General features: G+C 53.2%; 14 protein-coding genes. 9 read left to right on the top strand and 5 right to left on the bottom strand.

The genetic code is table 11. The features are described from left to right. The first annotated feature begins 51 nt into the window (after positions 1-51). The 4 genes from TREBR_RS09975 to gpmI all read left to right on the top strand — a co-directional run bounded on the left by TREBR_RS09975 (position 52) and on the right by gpmI (position 3,431). Positions 52-294 (top strand): TRL-like family protein, encoded by a 243-nt coding sequence (locus TREBR_RS09975; protein WP_052296184.1) that lies wholly within the window; start codon positions 52-54, stop codon positions 292-294. 136 nt (positions 295-430) lie between these two features. Continuing rightward, on the top strand, positions 431-982 hold the full coding sequence (locus TREBR_RS09970) for a hypothetical protein (protein WP_013759053.1): 552 nt from the start codon (positions 431-433) through the stop codon (positions 980-982). Beyond that, complete coding sequence (locus TREBR_RS09965; RefSeq protein WP_013759052.1) at positions 979-1,686, top strand: hypothetical protein; 708 nt, start codon at positions 979-981, stop codon at positions 1,684-1,686. Before TREBR_RS09970 ends, TREBR_RS09965 begins: the two co-directional genes overlap by 4 nt. A gap of 80 nt (positions 1,687-1,766) precedes the next feature. Then, positions 1,767-3,431, top strand: a complete 1,665-nt coding sequence (gpmI, locus tag TREBR_RS09960) for a 2,3-bisphosphoglycerate-independent phosphoglycerate mutase (RefSeq protein ID WP_013759051.1) — start codon at positions 1,767-1,769, stop codon at positions 3,429-3,431. A gap of 160 nt (positions 3,432-3,591) precedes the next feature. Here gpmI and TREBR_RS09955 read toward each other — a convergent pair whose 3' ends face one another. The 5 genes from TREBR_RS09955 to TREBR_RS14555 form a co-directional block, all read right to left on the bottom strand. Beyond that, complete coding sequence (locus TREBR_RS09955) at positions 3,592-3,876, bottom strand: Dabb family protein (protein WP_013759050.1); 285 nt, start codon at positions 3,874-3,876, stop codon at positions 3,592-3,594. A gap of 66 nt (positions 3,877-3,942) precedes the next feature. Continuing rightward, positions 3,943-4,935: a LacI family DNA-binding transcriptional regulator gene (locus tag TREBR_RS09950; protein ID WP_013759049.1), complete on the bottom strand. Its 993-nt coding sequence runs from the start codon at positions 4,933-4,935 to the stop codon at positions 3,943-3,945. A gap of 95 nt (positions 4,936-5,030) precedes the next feature. Beyond that, the gene (locus TREBR_RS09945) at positions 5,031-6,452 is read right to left on the bottom strand and encodes a hypothetical protein (protein ID WP_013759048.1); all 1,422 of its coding nucleotides are present in this window, start codon (positions 6,450-6,452) and stop codon (positions 5,031-5,033) included. A gap of 80 nt (positions 6,453-6,532) precedes the next feature. Further along, positions 6,533-8,035: a chitobiase/beta-hexosaminidase C-terminal domain-containing protein gene (locus TREBR_RS09940; protein WP_215904820.1), complete on the bottom strand. Its 1,503-nt coding sequence runs from the start codon at positions 8,033-8,035 to the stop codon at positions 6,533-6,535. Positions 8,036-8,058: 23 nt separating this feature from the next. After that, positions 8,059-8,679, bottom strand: a complete 621-nt coding sequence (locus TREBR_RS14555) for a hypothetical protein (protein WP_013759046.1) — start codon at positions 8,677-8,679, stop codon at positions 8,059-8,061. Between the two features lie 392 nt (positions 8,680-9,071). Between TREBR_RS14555 and TREBR_RS09930 the strand changes: the two genes are divergently transcribed. The 5 genes from TREBR_RS09930 to TREBR_RS13795 all read left to right on the top strand — a co-directional run bounded on the left by TREBR_RS09930 (position 9,072) and on the right by TREBR_RS13795 (position 15,715). After that, the gene (locus tag TREBR_RS09930) at positions 9,072-10,397 is read left to right on the top strand and encodes an ABC transporter substrate-binding protein (RefSeq protein WP_013759045.1); all 1,326 of its coding nucleotides are present in this window, start codon (positions 9,072-9,074) and stop codon (positions 10,395-10,397) included. 139 nt (positions 10,398-10,536) lie between these two features. After that, a complete protein-coding gene (locus TREBR_RS09925) occupies positions 10,537-11,412 on the top strand; it encodes a carbohydrate ABC transporter permease (protein WP_013759044.1) in 876 nt (291 codons plus the stop codon). A gap of 2 nt (positions 11,413-11,414) precedes the next feature. Beyond that, entirely contained in the window at positions 11,415-12,311 is an 897-nt protein-coding gene (locus TREBR_RS09920) for a carbohydrate ABC transporter permease (protein WP_013759043.1), read from the top strand. A 45-nt stretch (positions 12,312-12,356) separates the two neighbouring features. Next, on the top strand, positions 12,357-13,394 hold the full coding sequence (locus TREBR_RS09915; protein WP_013759042.1) for a glycoside hydrolase family 5 protein: 1,038 nt from the start codon (positions 12,357-12,359) through the stop codon (positions 13,392-13,394). Between the two features lie 140 nt (positions 13,395-13,534). After that, the gene (locus tag TREBR_RS13795) at positions 13,535-15,715 is read left to right on the top strand and encodes a cellulase family glycosylhydrolase (protein WP_013759041.1); all 2,181 of its coding nucleotides are present in this window, start codon (positions 13,535-13,537) and stop codon (positions 15,713-15,715) included. Positions 15,716-15,724: the final 9 nt, after the last annotated feature.

The raw sequence follows: 15,724 nt of genomic DNA, 5'->3' as shown, positions 1-15,724 counted from the left end.
CTTTCCCCCTCCTCAAAAAAAATCACTGTAGTGTGCGTTTTGGCAGTGCTCATGGCTCTTGCGGGTTGCACGACGGTTCAGCCGGTTGCTGCGACTTCTAACGCGGTCGGTTCCAAAGTCGGTGAAGCGAGCGGCGGATTTTTGTTTACGGTGATTCCGATGGGAGGCGCGGATTGCAGTATCAAAGCTGCCGCGCAGAATGCAGGAATTACGAAGATTTCGACTGTTGATCAGAAAGTAACGCTGTACTTGGGTTTCTGGGCAAACGTTACGACTATCGTAACCGGCGAATAATTTTGACGAACGGGAACCGCGCTCGGATGATTTGAGCGCGTATCGCCGCGTTTTATGCGCGGCGGCCCGGAATGCCGGCCGGAGGGTGCGCGAAGGCGTGCCGCGTTCGGCCGGTTTTTTTGTTTACAGGTGATGTATGGGAAATAAACCGGTGAAATACGGAGCGGGAAGCGCCGCTATTTTCATCTGTGCGGTCGTTTTTTCTTTTTTAACGGCGGCGTGTGCGACCGTTGATCCGCTGTATACGACGCCGGGGCCGGACGGATCTCAGCTGCTTTTTGCGCGGCCGTTTTCCGTGGCGTGCCGGCGCTGCGCCGTGTCCGGTGTTTCGTTGGATATGACGGTTCCGACGGTGGACAGAAGTTTGACCGGAAATCCGGTGGTCAATTATTCGGTGACGGTTCCGAAGTCGGCCGTCGCGGCGGCTGATACGGTTTCCGTTCAGTTCGTTTCCGGCGAAGCGGCGTATGAAACGATGAACCGGGCGCTTATTTTCAGAAGTCTGAAAGGAAGCTCGTCCGTTGTGGTCAGGTATACGTCGGAACTCGGAAAAGACGATTTTACGGCGCTGCTGCACAGCCGGCAGCTTTTACAGATCCGGTTGGCGTTTTCAGACGGAACGGAGATTACGCTTGATTCGCCGGAATTGAATCGGCGGTTCGACAGTTTGAGGTTGCTGCTGTTATGATAAGACAATTTTCGGGCATTCGGGCGCTGCGGTGTGCCTTTTGGGATGTAGGCTTTTGGGGTGCCGCCGTGTGCGTCGTTTTTTACACCGTTTTGTGTACGGCGGGGTGCACTGCGAAAAAAGCCGCCGTGGCGGTGGCGCATGATCCGGCGAATTGCGTGGCGCTGTACGGCGATTGGAATCGGACGTTGATTGCGGAAACCGAACTGCATGAGGCCGGTTCGCAGTCCGACGGGAGCGGCCGTGTTGCCGGAGTCGCGCGTTTTAAGGCGGTCACGGTGCAGTCGTTTTTTCCCGACCGGACGTTCCGCACGGAAATGCGGCAGGAGTTCGTGTCTTTTGTACCGACGGCCGGCGAATCGGCAGATAACGAATCGTCGGCCGGCGAATCGTCGATCCCGGAAACGGATTTGCGCGCTTTTTTTGATCGGACGGTTGCGGTTACCGGTTCGTATGCCGCGTCCGAACGGCTGCTGCAATATGAGAGCGTTTCGGTTCAGCTGCCGGACGGGACGTCGGTGCCCTATGCCGAATACGTGGCGATGAATCCGCAGATGGGGAGCGCCGTACAAACCGTTTCATGGCGGGTTGACGGTGATACGCTGTATTTGCGTGCCGATACGAAGCTGGAGCCGGTGGAGACCGAATTCCGGCGGGCGGCGGACGGGCAGGTATCGGACGGGCAGCCGCTTATCGGCAACTGAGCGCGGCGCGTACCCGTGAATCACCGATATTGAAACTCTGTGCGTAAACGAGTATATTTAATGCAACAGGAGTTATTCGTATGGTAGAAGCATTGAAAAAGAATCCCGCATGGAAAGGCCGCAGAGGGCCGGTCGTTCTGGTTATTATGGACGGTGTGGGTTACGGTAAATACAAGGATGGGGACGCCGTTCAGGCTTCCCGGATGGATTGGCTGAACACGCTGACGGACGCGTCGCCGCATACGAAATTGAAAGCGCACGGTACCGCAGTCGGGCTCCCCTCCGACGACGATATGGGCAACAGCGAAGTCGGTCACAACGCGATCGGTTGCGGCCGCGTTTTTTCTCAGGGTGCGAAGCTCGTTTCCAATTCGATTGCAAGCGGCGCCATGTTTAAGGGCGATACTTGGAAAAAACTGGTTGCGAACGTAAAGGCGAAAAACAGCACGCTGCATTTTATCGGATTGTTTTCCGACGGCAACGTGCATTCGCATATCGATCACCTGAAAGCGATGATAACCGAGGCTCAGAAGGAAGGCGTTAAAAAGATCCGCATTCACGCGCTGCTCGACGGCCGCGACGTGGGCGAAACGAGCGCGCTCGATTACGTGCTTCCGTTTGAACAGTTTTTAGCCGAATGCAATAAAGCCGGCGCCGATTACCGGATTGCTTCCGGCGGCGGCCGTATGTACATTACGATGGACCGCTACAATGCGGACTGGTCGATGGTTGACCGCGGCTGGAACGTGCACGTTTTGGGTGAAGGCCGTACCTTTAAATCTGCACAGGAAGCGATCGAAACGTACCGGAAGGAAATTCCCGGTATCATCGATCAGGATATGAAAGAATTCGTGATTGCCGGAGCCGACGGCAAACCGGTGGGAACGATTGAAGACGGCGACAGCGTTATCTATTTCAACTTCCGCGGCGACCGCGCGCTGGAAATGACTGCTGCGTTTGAAACGCCCGCTTCCGCCGCGTTCGAGCATTTCGACCGCAAACGCGTTCCCGCCGTGGAATATGCGGGCATGATGGAATACGACGGAGATTTGCATATTCCCAAGCAGTATTTGGTAAGTCCGCCCGCAATCGACCGCACGATGGGCGAATATTTGTGCGCGTCGGGCGTGAGAACGCTGGCTATCAGCGAAACGCAGAAATACGGACACGTTACGTACTTTTTCAACGGCAACAAGCTGGGCAAGTTTGACGAAAAACTTGAAGATTACGAAGAAATCAGAAGCGACGTCGTACCGTTCGAGCAGCGCCCGTGGATGAAATGTGCCGAAATTACCGACCGCGTCATTCAGGCAATCGGCAGCGGCAAATACGATTTTATCCGCCTCAATTATCCGAACGGCGATATGGTCGGTCACACCGGCGTGTTTAACGCGGTCGTGTGCTCGATGGAAGCGATGGATCTGCAGCTCGGCCGCCTGAAAAAGGCTATCGACGCGGCCGGCGGCGTACTGGTGCTTACCGCCGATCACGGCAACAGCGACGATATGTACGAACACAACAAGAAAACCGGCGACGTTTCACGCAAAGAAGACGGTTCGCCCAAAGCCAAAACGTCGCATTCGCTGAACCCGGTTCCCGGCATCATTTACGATCCCGAATACAAGGGCGATTACCGCAAAGATTTAAATGAAGGGTTGGGCATCAGTTCGCTTGCAGCTACGTGCATGAATCTGCTCGGATTTGAAGCGCCGGCCGATTACGACAAGTCTCTGCTCAATTTCTAGTATTTTTGCCGTTTTACGGTGATGAGCCGGCGGTTTCCGGATGCGCCGAACGCGTACCCGAAAACCGCCGGTTTTCAGCTTTCAGCGTCTAAACCGACGGTTTCCGAACTATACGGACGACTCCCGTGAGTGAACCGTATAACGGACGCCGCCGGTTTTTTCATTCGGCGTCGAAATCACACGAAGCGCGGTCGGAAACGACTGTATGCACGTATTGCTTTACCGCAACGTGTGCCGGATGCTCCTGATACAGTGCGAGCGCTTCGCGGCTTTCGTGCGTGCTGACGAGCGCGACGTCGTAGCCGTTAAAGCCCTGCGCGACTTTTGCCGAAACGAGTCCCGGCACTTGGCCGACCAAGTTTTCAAGCCGTCTTTTCATTTCGGCTGCCTGTTCCGCTTTTTTCGCCGGATCGGCGAGTTTCCAAAGTACGATGTGTGTTGTCATGCGCTCAGTATAGCATACGGCGGTCGGTCGTGCAAATGCGGATTTGGCGCGCGCGGTGTTCCGGCGTTATCTGAGAACGATGTCGACCGGCAGCCAACATACCGTTTGCGCCGGCGGAGTTCCTTCTATCAGGTCGAACAACAGTTGTGCCGCGGTGCTGCCCAGCCGTTTTATGGGCTGCTTTGCGGTTATGATCGGAAAATCAAGAAAATCGAAGATACGGCTGTCGTCGAACACGCCGAAGCCGAAGCCGCGGAGACTGATGCCCGACAACCGCAGCGTTTCAAGAATGGTGAGCACGAATTCTCCGCCCGCCGTGATAAAAAGCGCATCCGTGTCGGGGTAGCGTTCCATCAGTTTGGCCGTGTTTTTTCTGGTGTCTTCTTCAAGGTACGACGTGTGTACTATTCTGGTGCCGTCGAGGTTCGCCGCGTTCATCGCGTCGGTGAATCCCGTGATACGGTCTTGCGTGTACAGGTAGTCGGCGGGGCCGGTGATGCACGCGATGTGTTTATATCCGTGATTGATCAGCTGCGACACGACGGCGGCTGCGCCTTCGGTATTGTTGACGTCTACGCAGTAATGCTGCAGCACGGCGTTCCGGCCGATAAAAACGAAAGGAATGTCTTCCATGAGGATTGACATCATGCTTTTTGTGTCGAGCTGTTCCGCTCCGATAATGAGACCGTCGACGATGCGCCGTCTGATGATCGATTCCAGCGATGCGAACGGATTTTCGGCGTCTTCCGACGGCGTGATTACCATCAGATTGCAGCCGCGTTTTGAAACTTCCGCCGCTACGGCGGTTACGATGCCGGCCCAATAAACGCCCGACAGTGAAAAAGCCGCTTCGTGCGGCAATACGAAGCCGATCGTTCCGGTTTTATTTTGTGCGAGCGCCCGTGCGGCCGAATTCGGTTGGAAATTTACTTGGCGCACGATGTTCAAAATACGTTTCCGATTTTCTTCACTGACGCCTTTTTGTCCGTTCAGCGCTTTGGAGACCGTACTTTTTGCAACCTGCGCCATTTCGGCAATTTCGTTTATCGTAAGTTTCATATTCTTTGATCATATTACCAAAACCGGCACGGTTTGTATACCGCATTTTGCGTCCTGTGCGGCTGCCGTTTTAACCGCACGGAACGCGGCTGTTTTTATAATTTGATTGCGAAGCGGGCCGTTATCGCGCCGTCGTCGTATACGGGATTTTTTCCGGTTTTGTCCGAGCGCTCGTACCTGAGGTCGACGCTGAACCGAGGTGCGGGGACGAACAGTACGCCCGCGCGCGTGTTCAGATCGTCGGTACCCGTCAGTTTTCCGCTTCCGTATCCTTGCACGTATTTGGCGAACAGATACGGTCTGATTTTTTTTGTAACGCGGTATTCGATTTGGACGGCGATTCCCGCGCGCGCGTCTTTGCCGTCGGATGAGGCTGCGTTTCTCAGTTCAAATTCCGCGAATCCGCCTAAATTCGGTATCAGGCCTCCCGGCGCGGAATCTTCAAACAGGGAACAGATAAGATTCACTTGATTTGCGTCGTTTACGTTGAGCGCGGCGGAAAATCCGACCGGAATTTTCAGATTCCATATGTTCAATATGTCGTAAGGAACCGCGTATTCGGCACCCCGCCAGTAAAACGTAAAGCCCGCGCCCGCTTCCCAACTGAATTCGTTTTGTTTGTACATTCCGTCGAAGCCGGCGTACGGTTTGATAACGTATTCGTCCGTCAGATGGAATGCGTAATCCGATTTCAGGCCGAATTGCGTAACGTCGACGTATTCGCGGGTACTTTCTTTGAACGTATAATTGACGGTCGTTAAAAAATCGGCGGACGCCGAAAGGTCTTTTAACGGTTTCGCCGTTATCGAACCGCCGAATATCCAGGCGTTGCGTTCGTTGTCGAGCCAGGTTCCTTTTGAGGCGGCCTTGACCGCTGCGGAAAGCAAATCCGTCCGGTAGCCGGCGCTCAGGATACCCGAAATGTCGAAGTTGGCCGCCGCCGATTTTACGCTGTCTTTCGTGATGCCGGTAAACGGAATGCCGAGCAGGTTTTCGTCTCCGGATTTTTTTGCCAGCTCGTCAAAAATGCTTTGCAGCGATGCGCTGGAAAACCAGACGGGATTGTCCGTATCCGCGATGCTCAGGTAAAAATCCCGGTACCCGACTTCTGCTACGATGCGCTCGCATTCAAACGTATCCATTCTCGATTCGGAATATCTTCCTGCGGAGGAAACCGATTCGGCGGTGTCGTCGGTCGGTTTCCGGTACATGTCGAACCATTTGAACGCATATTTAAGCCCTTCGGCCCGGATGCTGACGTTCAGGCCTTTTTTTGCTTGCGGCGTAACGCCGTACGTGTCGTACGGAAAAATTTCAAACCAGACTTGCACTTGATCGATTTGCGTTTCCAGTCCGCTTCGATTCGTTTCAAAGTCGTATCCCGCGCTCGTATGCGCGCGCATTTCAAAATTTGCCGTCGTTTTGGCGTCGATCGTCTGCTGGGCGAACGACGCGGTTCCCAAAACGAGCAGCGCCGCGCCGACCGTTCCGATTTTCTTTTTGAAAGAGTAATTCATGTGGTGTTCCTGTTTTCGTTGAAAAAACGAGCCGGCGGGATTTTGCGCCGCCGGCTCCGGCAATACTCTGCCTCGGAGTATCAGTTCGCGTCGATAATGTCGATCCAGTCGACGTAGAGCGGTTCGCACGCGGCGCTGCCGTTTACTTCGTACGATATGCCGAATTCTTTAACGGCGGTTATATCGCAGCCGTCCGCACCGGTAAGCTCGGTGAACGTCGCGCTGACAGTGACCCATTCGTCGCCGTCGTCGGACAGCCATTGCAGTTCATTGATCCATTTGTCGCCCCAGGCCCAATCACCCGATTTTGCATAGAGTTTAACGCCGGGGGTTTTTACCTCGGGATCTGCCGCGTTGTTCTGAGATTTTGCGTGGGCGGCGGGAATCCAGATTCTCGCTTCAAGTTTTTTTCCGGTCATATCTGCGGAATCGGGCGCGGCGGATGCCGTAACTTTTGCGCCGCCGGCGTTTACGGTGAGTTTGAGCGTCTTTTGCGACTCGAACGCCGCGGCTTCTATCGTTCCGTCTTCACCGCCGGTGAAGCCTTCGGCGGTTTCCGCGTCGAAGGTATATTTTTTTGCCGAACATATTTTCGTCGCTGCTGCGGACACCGCGCCCGCACCGTTTACGGCGATCGCTTTGACGGTCGTACTTGCCGCTGCGGCAAACGGTGCGGTGTATTCCGCCGAATTTACCGTGGGTTCGGAACCGTCCGTAGTGTACCTGAACGTGCAGCCTGCTTCACCGGTTATGGTTACGGTGCCGGTACCGGCGTCGTATGCGATTGACGGTGCGGCGGGGATTGCCGCGGCGATATCGGTGACATGCACGTAATCGATATAGAACGGTCCTTCCATTGCGGCGGAAATTCCGTTCGCATAGAAGCGGAATCCGACGGATTGCGCCGCGCTCAGATTTGCTTTCCACGTGCTGACGTCGGCGGTTTCTCCCGTTGAAAGATCCGCCGCACTCAGCGCGCGGTCGTCGATTTTGACTGCGGCGTTTCCGATGTCTACGGTAATCGTGTGCCAGCCGCTGCTGATCGTTGTGGTGTTCAGTTTTACTTCAGTCGTGCTGGCCCAGGCCGTTCCGTATTTTGCAAACAATTGAACGACCGGATAGACGGCTTCTCCGGCGGCCGTGTACGATTCGGGAATGTAGAGTTTGGTTTTCCAAACTGAGTTCGCGATGTTTTTTCCGCCGAGTATGAGCGACACGTCCAGTTTCTTTTCACCCGTTCCCGTCAGGTCGTAGGCGATTTTCAGTACTTTGTCGGTTCCCGCCGCGGCTACTGACAGAACGTCGGCCGTAACGTTTTTCCAGTCGGAAGCAGCGTCTTTTGCTTCGTATTTGAAGTCTCCGTCGAACACGTATTTAAGATTGTCCGCGTCGTCCGTTTTCAGTTCGGCGCTTTTCAAATCGGACGTAACGTTGCCGTCGTCGTCTTTTGCGCCGTCTTCGTAGGTGCCGCCGCTGCTTTGCGCCGGGGTTCCGCCGCCCGACGACTGCGGACAGCCGGTCAGCGCCACTGTTGCCGCGGCAAAAAACGCCGCGCAGGTGAGTACGATTCTTTTTTTCATCATGGTAAACCTCTTTGATTTCGCCGTTATTTCAGGCGGATATTGTCGATGTAGAGAAACCCTTCCGTATCGGCGGGCAGTTGGAACTTGACGGCGACGCGGCGTACGTCGTCGCTGTCGCCAAGATTCGCCGTAAACTGCCAGCCGGTCAGCGCGCATTTGAGCGTTCCGGTATAGAAGTCCGCTTGCAGATTGCGTGCTTCACCGGGTGCAACCTCGAACACGTTGCTTTCATACCATTCCCAACCGCCGCCGGTCGTTACGGCGAACGAAACCTGAACGGGAACTTCCAGCGGATTGTATACGTCGAACAGCACCGATTCGTACGGACTGAAATCGGCGACGGCCGGCGCTTCCGTAAAATACGTCGCCGCTCCGCCCGTTTCCCCCGTTTTTGCAAACGAACCTTTCAGTGCTCCCGTTCCTTCCGTGTGCCATTCATCCGTAACGAGTGCCGACGTGGAACAGTCTCCGTCTCCCCAGTTTTTTCCTACGGCTTTCCACGCGGTGCTTCCGTTGAAACCTTCCAATAATTCTTCCGCGCCGGTATCGGCGGCGATCGCTTTCGTCGCTGCGCATGAAAACACGGTGAGCGCAGCCGCTGCTGAAAGCAATACGGCGGAAAGAATCCGTAACTTTTGATTCACGTTAATCCTCCTGTTATGTTTAAAAGAAACCGTTTTCTTTTTGTTAAGGAAAACACAGTTTTTCCGGTTTGTCAAGAAAAAAATCATTTATTTTCGCACGTATGTGTTTTGTCGATTCATTCAGCGTCGACTGCAAACGGGTATGCGTTGTGTTTCTTTATATGTATGATTTATTTAAGTGATTGTAATATAATAAATAATAATTGCATCGTATGGCAGCTGCGGAAACGGAATCTATATGCGGCGGAAAGCGGATCGGAAAATCACCCGATGAATGGAAAAAAAGCTTGACAGATGCTTTCTCCCCGTGCATAATGAATTATGTTTTAAGAAACCGGTTTCCGTGTCAAACGGGCGGTATTCCGTTCCGTCGTTTTCATTAGGAGGATATCATGAAAAAATCGATTGCGCTTTTGGCAGTTTGTATCGCTGTATTCGGTACCTTGTATGCAACCGGCTCGAAAGAGTCGTCCGCGGTCGGCGCCGCTACCGGTGAGGTTTCGGGCGACATCATCGTTTTGCACCACCGCACAGATATGGAAGACAAGTTTGAAGAATACAAGGCTCAGTTCGCCGCCGTATATCCGAACGTACACGTTGAATTTGAAGCGGTACACGATTACGCCGGCACGGTTCGCACCCGCATGTCTACGAAGTCGTACGGCGACGTGCTGATGGTGGTAACCGCACCGCCTTTCAACAGCGATCTCGGAAAATTTTACGAACCGATGGGCAGTTTTGCGGATTTGAATCAGAAATACGATTTTCTTGAATCCGCACAGCAGTATTATTTCGACGGTATCGTGTACGGGGTGCCGATCAACGCGAACGCCGGCGGTTTGCTGTATAACAAGCAGGTGTTCAAAAAAGCCGGAATTACCGAATTTCCCACGACTTCGGATGAATTTTACGCTTGTCTTGCCAAAATAAAGAAAAACACGGCGGCGATACCGTTTTTCATGAATTATCCGTCGAAATGGACTTTGACGCAGTGGGAGGGCGGCCGGCTTGCGTATGCGGGCGATCCCGATTGGGGCAATAAAATGATCCATATGGACGCTCCGTTCAGTAAGGGAATGCCGCATTACGAATTATACAAAGTGATGTACGAAGTGGTAAAACGCGGTTTGTGCGAACAGGATCTGCTTACGTCCGATTGGGAAAAATCGAAGCAGGATTTCGTAGACGGCAAAATCGGCGTGATGAATCTGGGCTCGTGGGCTATCAGTCAGTTCCGCGACATCGCGGCAAAGTCCGGCTACGATCCGGATGCCGTCGTCGGCTATATGCCGTACCCGGTCAGTCACGACGGTGTCGTGTATGCCGAACCTTCGTTGGATTACGCTATCGGTGTGAACAAATACAGTGAAAACAAAGCCGCCGCAAAAGCGTGGGCTTTGTGGTTTGCAAATCGGTCGTCGTACGCAAAAGATAACGTCGCCATTCCCGCGCTCAAAGGCAGCGAATTTCCGGCCGTGCTGGACAGTTTCAAGGAAGTCGGCGTCGTTTTCAAAACTCAGCTTCCCGCGCATGAAGGTGAAGAAGGTCTGCTGGATAAATTGGATTCCGAATCCGAAATAGGTTTGTGGCAAGATCCGCAGAAAGTCCGCATCGTGGACGCCGCCATGGGAACTACCAAAGAAACGTTCGACGATATCATGAACGATTGGAACGCGCGCTGGGCAAAAGCGCGTAAAACTTTGAACGTAACTCCGTAAGACGTACCGTTTTGGCGGATATTTGAAGAAGGTGTGCCGTGCGAAGCGTTTCTTCCGAATGCCCGCTGCGTTCGGAGTGCGGAGTACGCCGGGTAGCGGCCGCCTTTTTTTTATGGAGAAAAGATATGGAGAAAAGATAATGAAACGATTTTCTGATTTGACGTATAAAAAACAGCAAAAGACGGTCGCGTTCCTTTTTCTGCTGGTGCCGGTCGCTCTTATAGTCGTTTTCGGCTATTTACCGTTTTTGAGCATGATCGAATACAGCTTCCTGCGATGGGACGGCATGGGGGAGAAAAAATATATCGGATTGCAAAATTATATCGACGCGCTGACCCGTCCGGAAAATTATCGGGTGTTTAAGGTCAGCTTGTATTATCTTGCCGCGTCTATCGTGCAGATTGCGGCGGCCTTATTTTTTGCGACGGTTCTTTCGTTTGAATGCAAAGGAAAATCGTTTTTTAAAGGCATATTTTTCTTTCCGAACTTGATAAACGGCGTAGCCATCGGTCTCATTTTCCTGTATTTCTATCGGGATACGGGAACGCTGAATACGCTGCTGCGATTTTTGGGCTTTAAAGGCGATACGCTGTGGTTGAGCGATCCTAAATTGGTAAACTGGTCCGTTGCGTTCACGTCGGTGTGGCGGTACATGGGCTACAACATGATCATGTTTCTGGGAGCGATTCAATCCATTCCCACGGAGATATACGAAGCCGCCGAATTGGACGGCGCGAATTGGTGGGACGTGTTCCGGCACATCATTTTGAAAACGATTATTCCGATCGTAAAACTGATGGTCATTTTGTCCATCACCGGTTCGCTCAGTGCGTTTGAAACACCGTACATTATGACCGGCGGCGGCAACGGCAGCGAAACGTTCGTTATTCGGACGGTCGATACGGCGTTCAAGTACAGTAAAATCGGTTTGGCGTCGGCCATGGCCATGATTTTAACGGGTATCGTTCTCGTCGTAACGGCGATTCAGGAAAAATTTTTCAAACTGGAGGACTAACTATGGATAACGCGTTGCAGAAAACCCGTTCGGAACAGAAAAATGAGTTTCGGCGTTTTTTCCGGCATTCCGGTGTGATGGGAACTTTATTCACCTGCCTGAAGTATACGCTGCTTGTTTTTACCGCGCTGATAATCATTCTGCCGATTCTGGTCGTTTTTTTCGGTGCTTTTAAAACGGGTGCCGAGTTCAATTCAACCGGCGCGTTCGAGTTGCCTCAAAGATGGGCGCTCGACAATTTTATCACCGTGTGGCAAAAGGGAAACATGGGGCTGGCGTTCTGGAATACGTTCGTCATGATCGTCCTTGCCAGCGCCGGATCGATTATGACGGGAACGATGGCTTCGTACGTATTGCATCGCTTCGATTTTCGCGGAAAAGAACTGATCAGGCACTTGTTTTTGTGGATCGTACTGATTCCCGGTACGACGGCGCAAGTGGCGCGGTTTCAGATCATAAACGCGCTGCATTTGTACAATACCATGGCAACTCCGATTATCCTCGCCATGGGAACGGATATTATGGCTATTTACATTTACCTGCAATTTTTGGAAAGTATTTCAAAATCTCTGGATGAATCGGCGATTCTGGACGGCGCCGGATATTTTCGCGTGTATTTTCAGATAATCATGCCGCTGCTGAAACCGGCGACCGTGACCGTTCTGATCATAAAATCGATCGGGCTGTACAACGACTTTTACACGCCGTTTCTGTACATGCCGAAAAAATCGCTGACCGTTATCTCAACCGTTCTGTATAAATTCAAAGGGCCGTTCGGATCGCAGTGGGAACTGATTTGCGCGGGAATCGTTATCGCGCTCGTGCCGACGCTGATTATTTTTATCGTTCTGCAAAAACAGATCTACAACGGTATGGTCAGCGGTTCCGTCAAACAGTAACCGTATTTATAGAAGAAATCAGGAAAAAAATTGGGAGAAATACGAATGAAACCTATCGATGCCGCCGCCGTGCCTGCGCTCCGGTACGGATTCAACATGCTGTGGATGTACAGCCTTGCCGGCTTGAAATCACCTCGTCCGGCCGATGTTCGCGTTGCGGAAACCGAGTTGGATTTTATCTGCGGTATGGGCTGTAATTTTATCCGGCTGCCGGTAGATTACCGTTTTTGGATACGTGATTTCCGTTACGCCGAACCGGACGAATCTATGCTCGTTCGGCTCGACGACTGTGTCAAGGCCGTCGTTTCGCGCGGGCTGCATTGTTCGCTGAATCTGCACCGTGCGCCCGGTTATTGCATAAACGGCGCGGAAACGGAAAAACACAATTTGTGGTGCGACCGCGTCGCTCAAGATGCCTTCGTGCAGCTTTGGACGGATCTTGCGCTCCGCTACGCGCCGTATGGGCCGGAGCAGCTCAGTTTCGATCTGCTGAACGAACCGCCTCGGATCGGCCGGTACGGCATGACGCGCGCCGTTCACGAAAAACTGATGCGCCGGACGATGTCCGCCGTGCGCGCGGTGTCGCCGTTACGTCCGGTTGTGCTGAACGGTATCGACGGCGGTAACGAGGCGATTCCCGAATTGGCGGATACCGGTGCGATTTTGAGTACTCGCGGTTATCAGCCGATGGCGCTGACTCATTACCGCGCGCCGTGGTGTGAAGAAACGGCGGACTGCACGCCGCCGGTATATCCGGGAACGGAGTGGAACGGAACGTGCTGGAACCGTGAAACGCTGCTCGCTCATTACGCACCGTGGAAAACGCTCGCCGACGCCGGTGCGTGCGTGCACGTGGGCGAGTGCGGCTGCTATACGAAGACTGATAACGAAGCGGCGCTCGCCTGGTTTGCGGATCTGTTTTCGGTTTTCCGTGAACTCGGCTGGGGATACGCGCTGTGGAATTTCAACGGCGATTTCGGCATCTGCGGCCACGGGCGGGGCGGAACGCGTTGGGAAAAAAGAGGCGGTTTTACCGTTGACCGCGATTTGTACGAGTTGTTCATATCCGGTATGCGCACGTAGCGCAAAGCGTTCCCGTTTCAATGCGCTGTTTTGTCCGGTATGCGCGATGCGAAAACCGGCGGTAATCGGCCGCCGATTCGCCGTACCTGCGTAGCGTGCTGCAGCGGTTCCGGTGTCGTTTTTTACAATTAGGAGGAATGATGAAAAAGCCTGTTCGTTCGTATTGCCGTGCGGTGTCTGCCTGCGCGGCTTTTACCTGTGCGATTTTTTTGCTGCTGTTCGCCGCTTGTGCCGGCAATTCGGCCGTATCCGCTGCCGGAGCGGCGGAGAAAGGATTCGTTACCGTACAGGACGGTTCGTTTATGCTCGGCGGCAAACCGTTCCGGTTCGTCGGCACGAATAATTATTATTTGCATTACAGTCCCGATAAAATGATAACCGACGTACTCGACGATGCGTGCGAAATGGGATTGCCGGTGCTGCGCGTTTGGGGCTTTCAGATTGGAGCGAATCGCGATCATAATTCGTTCGGATTGAACGAACCCGCCCGCGGCGGAAAACCGGGCGTTTACGGTATTCCCGAAAAATACCGGAAAACGGATAAAAAGCCCGACGAATTCGGATATCCGCGCGACGTTTTTGAACGGCTCGACTACGCCGTTGCGGAAGCGGGAAAGCGCGGCATAAAACTGGTCGTCGTCCTTAACAATTATTGGGCCGATTTCGGCGGCCTGCAGCAGGCGTCCACCTGGCAGCGGTGGTTCAATCTGGAAAACGCGACGGATTTCTATACCGATGCCGGCTGCAAGGCTGCGTATAAGGAATACGCGGAACGGCTGATGACGCGCGTGAACTCGTACACCGGTATCCCGTACAACGAAGATCCGACTATCATGACGTGGGAACTGATGAACGAACCTCGTAATCCTCCGGATAAAACCGGCAAAATACTGACCGCCTGGGTAAAAGAGATGAGCGCTTACGTTAAAAAACTCGCTCCGTTTCAGCTGTGCGCCGTCGGTGATGAAGGCGGCTTTCTTCGCACTGATCCCGACGTCTTTATGGGTGAAGGAACCCATATGTATAACGGGTTTGAAGGTACGGATTTCGACGCACTGCTTGCGCTCAAAAACGTCGATTACGGTACGTACCATCTGTATCCTGAAAGTTGGGGAATCGCGCCGGAAGCAGCCGAGGGGTGGGGCGCCCGGTACATCAAGGATCATATCGATTCGGGCAAAAAAGCCGGTAAGCCGGCCGTCCTTGAGGAATTCGGCGTTTCAAAGGCCGGAACGCAAAATCGGCTCGCCGTGTATGATCTGTGGAATCGTACCGTGTATGAAAACGCAGGTGCAGGCAGCATGTTCTGGATTCTGACCGCTTCAAACGTGTATGAAACGGGGGCGGATGAAGACGGACTGTACGACGATTACGACGGATTCCGCATTCTGAACGACGGATCTTCCGTTTCAAAACTGCTGTCGGCATGGGCGGCCCGTTTTGCCGGTACGGAATCGGTGGAACAGACCGCGCTGCTCGACGATCCCTGTGCGTATCTGCTTGATCCCGCGCGCGCACAGGAAGCAAAAGGGACGGTTACGATCCGTGCCCGTCTTGCGGGAACGTACGGCCGCGTGAAAAGTGCCAAATTGTTCGTGAACGGTCAGTTAGCGAGCGCGCCGAACACGATGCAGTTCAATAACGCCGGACAACTTTGGCGCATAAAACTGGACACGACGGCGTTCGACGACGGTGATACGTTGGATTTGCAAGCCGTTTTTACGCTCGAAGACGGAACGCAGATACGTACGGAAGCCGTTGCGATAACCGTCGCGAACAACGTAACGTATTCGCTGTTCAAGACGTTCGATTTTAAAGACTCCATCTGCGACGCGGTGTCTTTGGGAGGGTATCAAGCCGAATTACGCTCGCTTTCTCACAGTACGCTGAACGGCGGTATGCTCCGCGCGGACGCTTTGTACCCCGGTCTGAACGAATGGGAAGAACTCAAAATCAAGTTTCCGCTGATGAGTGAAGTTGCCGAGGCGGCAAAAATTTCGTTCACCGTTTATCTGGAAAAAACGCTCGCTTCAACGCCGTCGGGAAAAACGAAACCTGAAGACAAATTACCCGGCGCGCAGCATTACGTTGCCTTTGATCCCGGCTGGGTCAAAACCGGTTTGGGAACGCAGAACTGCGAATTGGCGAATTTGGAAACGGTGATTCTCGACGACGGCAAAAGTTATTACCGGCAAACGTGTACGTTCGAGTTTTTCAATAATCCGCAGTACACGCAGGCAACCGTATGTCCCACGCTGGGCTACGTGTCGTACAACGGTCCCGTTTATATCGATGATATCAACTTGTATAAAAAAGACTGAAAAAATAAT

The sequence above is a fragment of the Treponema brennaborense DSM 12168 genome, from assembly GCF_000212415.1.
Classification (GTDB): domain Bacteria; phylum Spirochaetota; class Spirochaetia; order Treponematales; family Treponemataceae; genus Treponema_F; species Treponema_F brennaborense.
The sequence above is the reverse complement of the archived record's forward strand: the minus strand, read 5'-3'. Positions and strand labels throughout refer to the sequence as shown.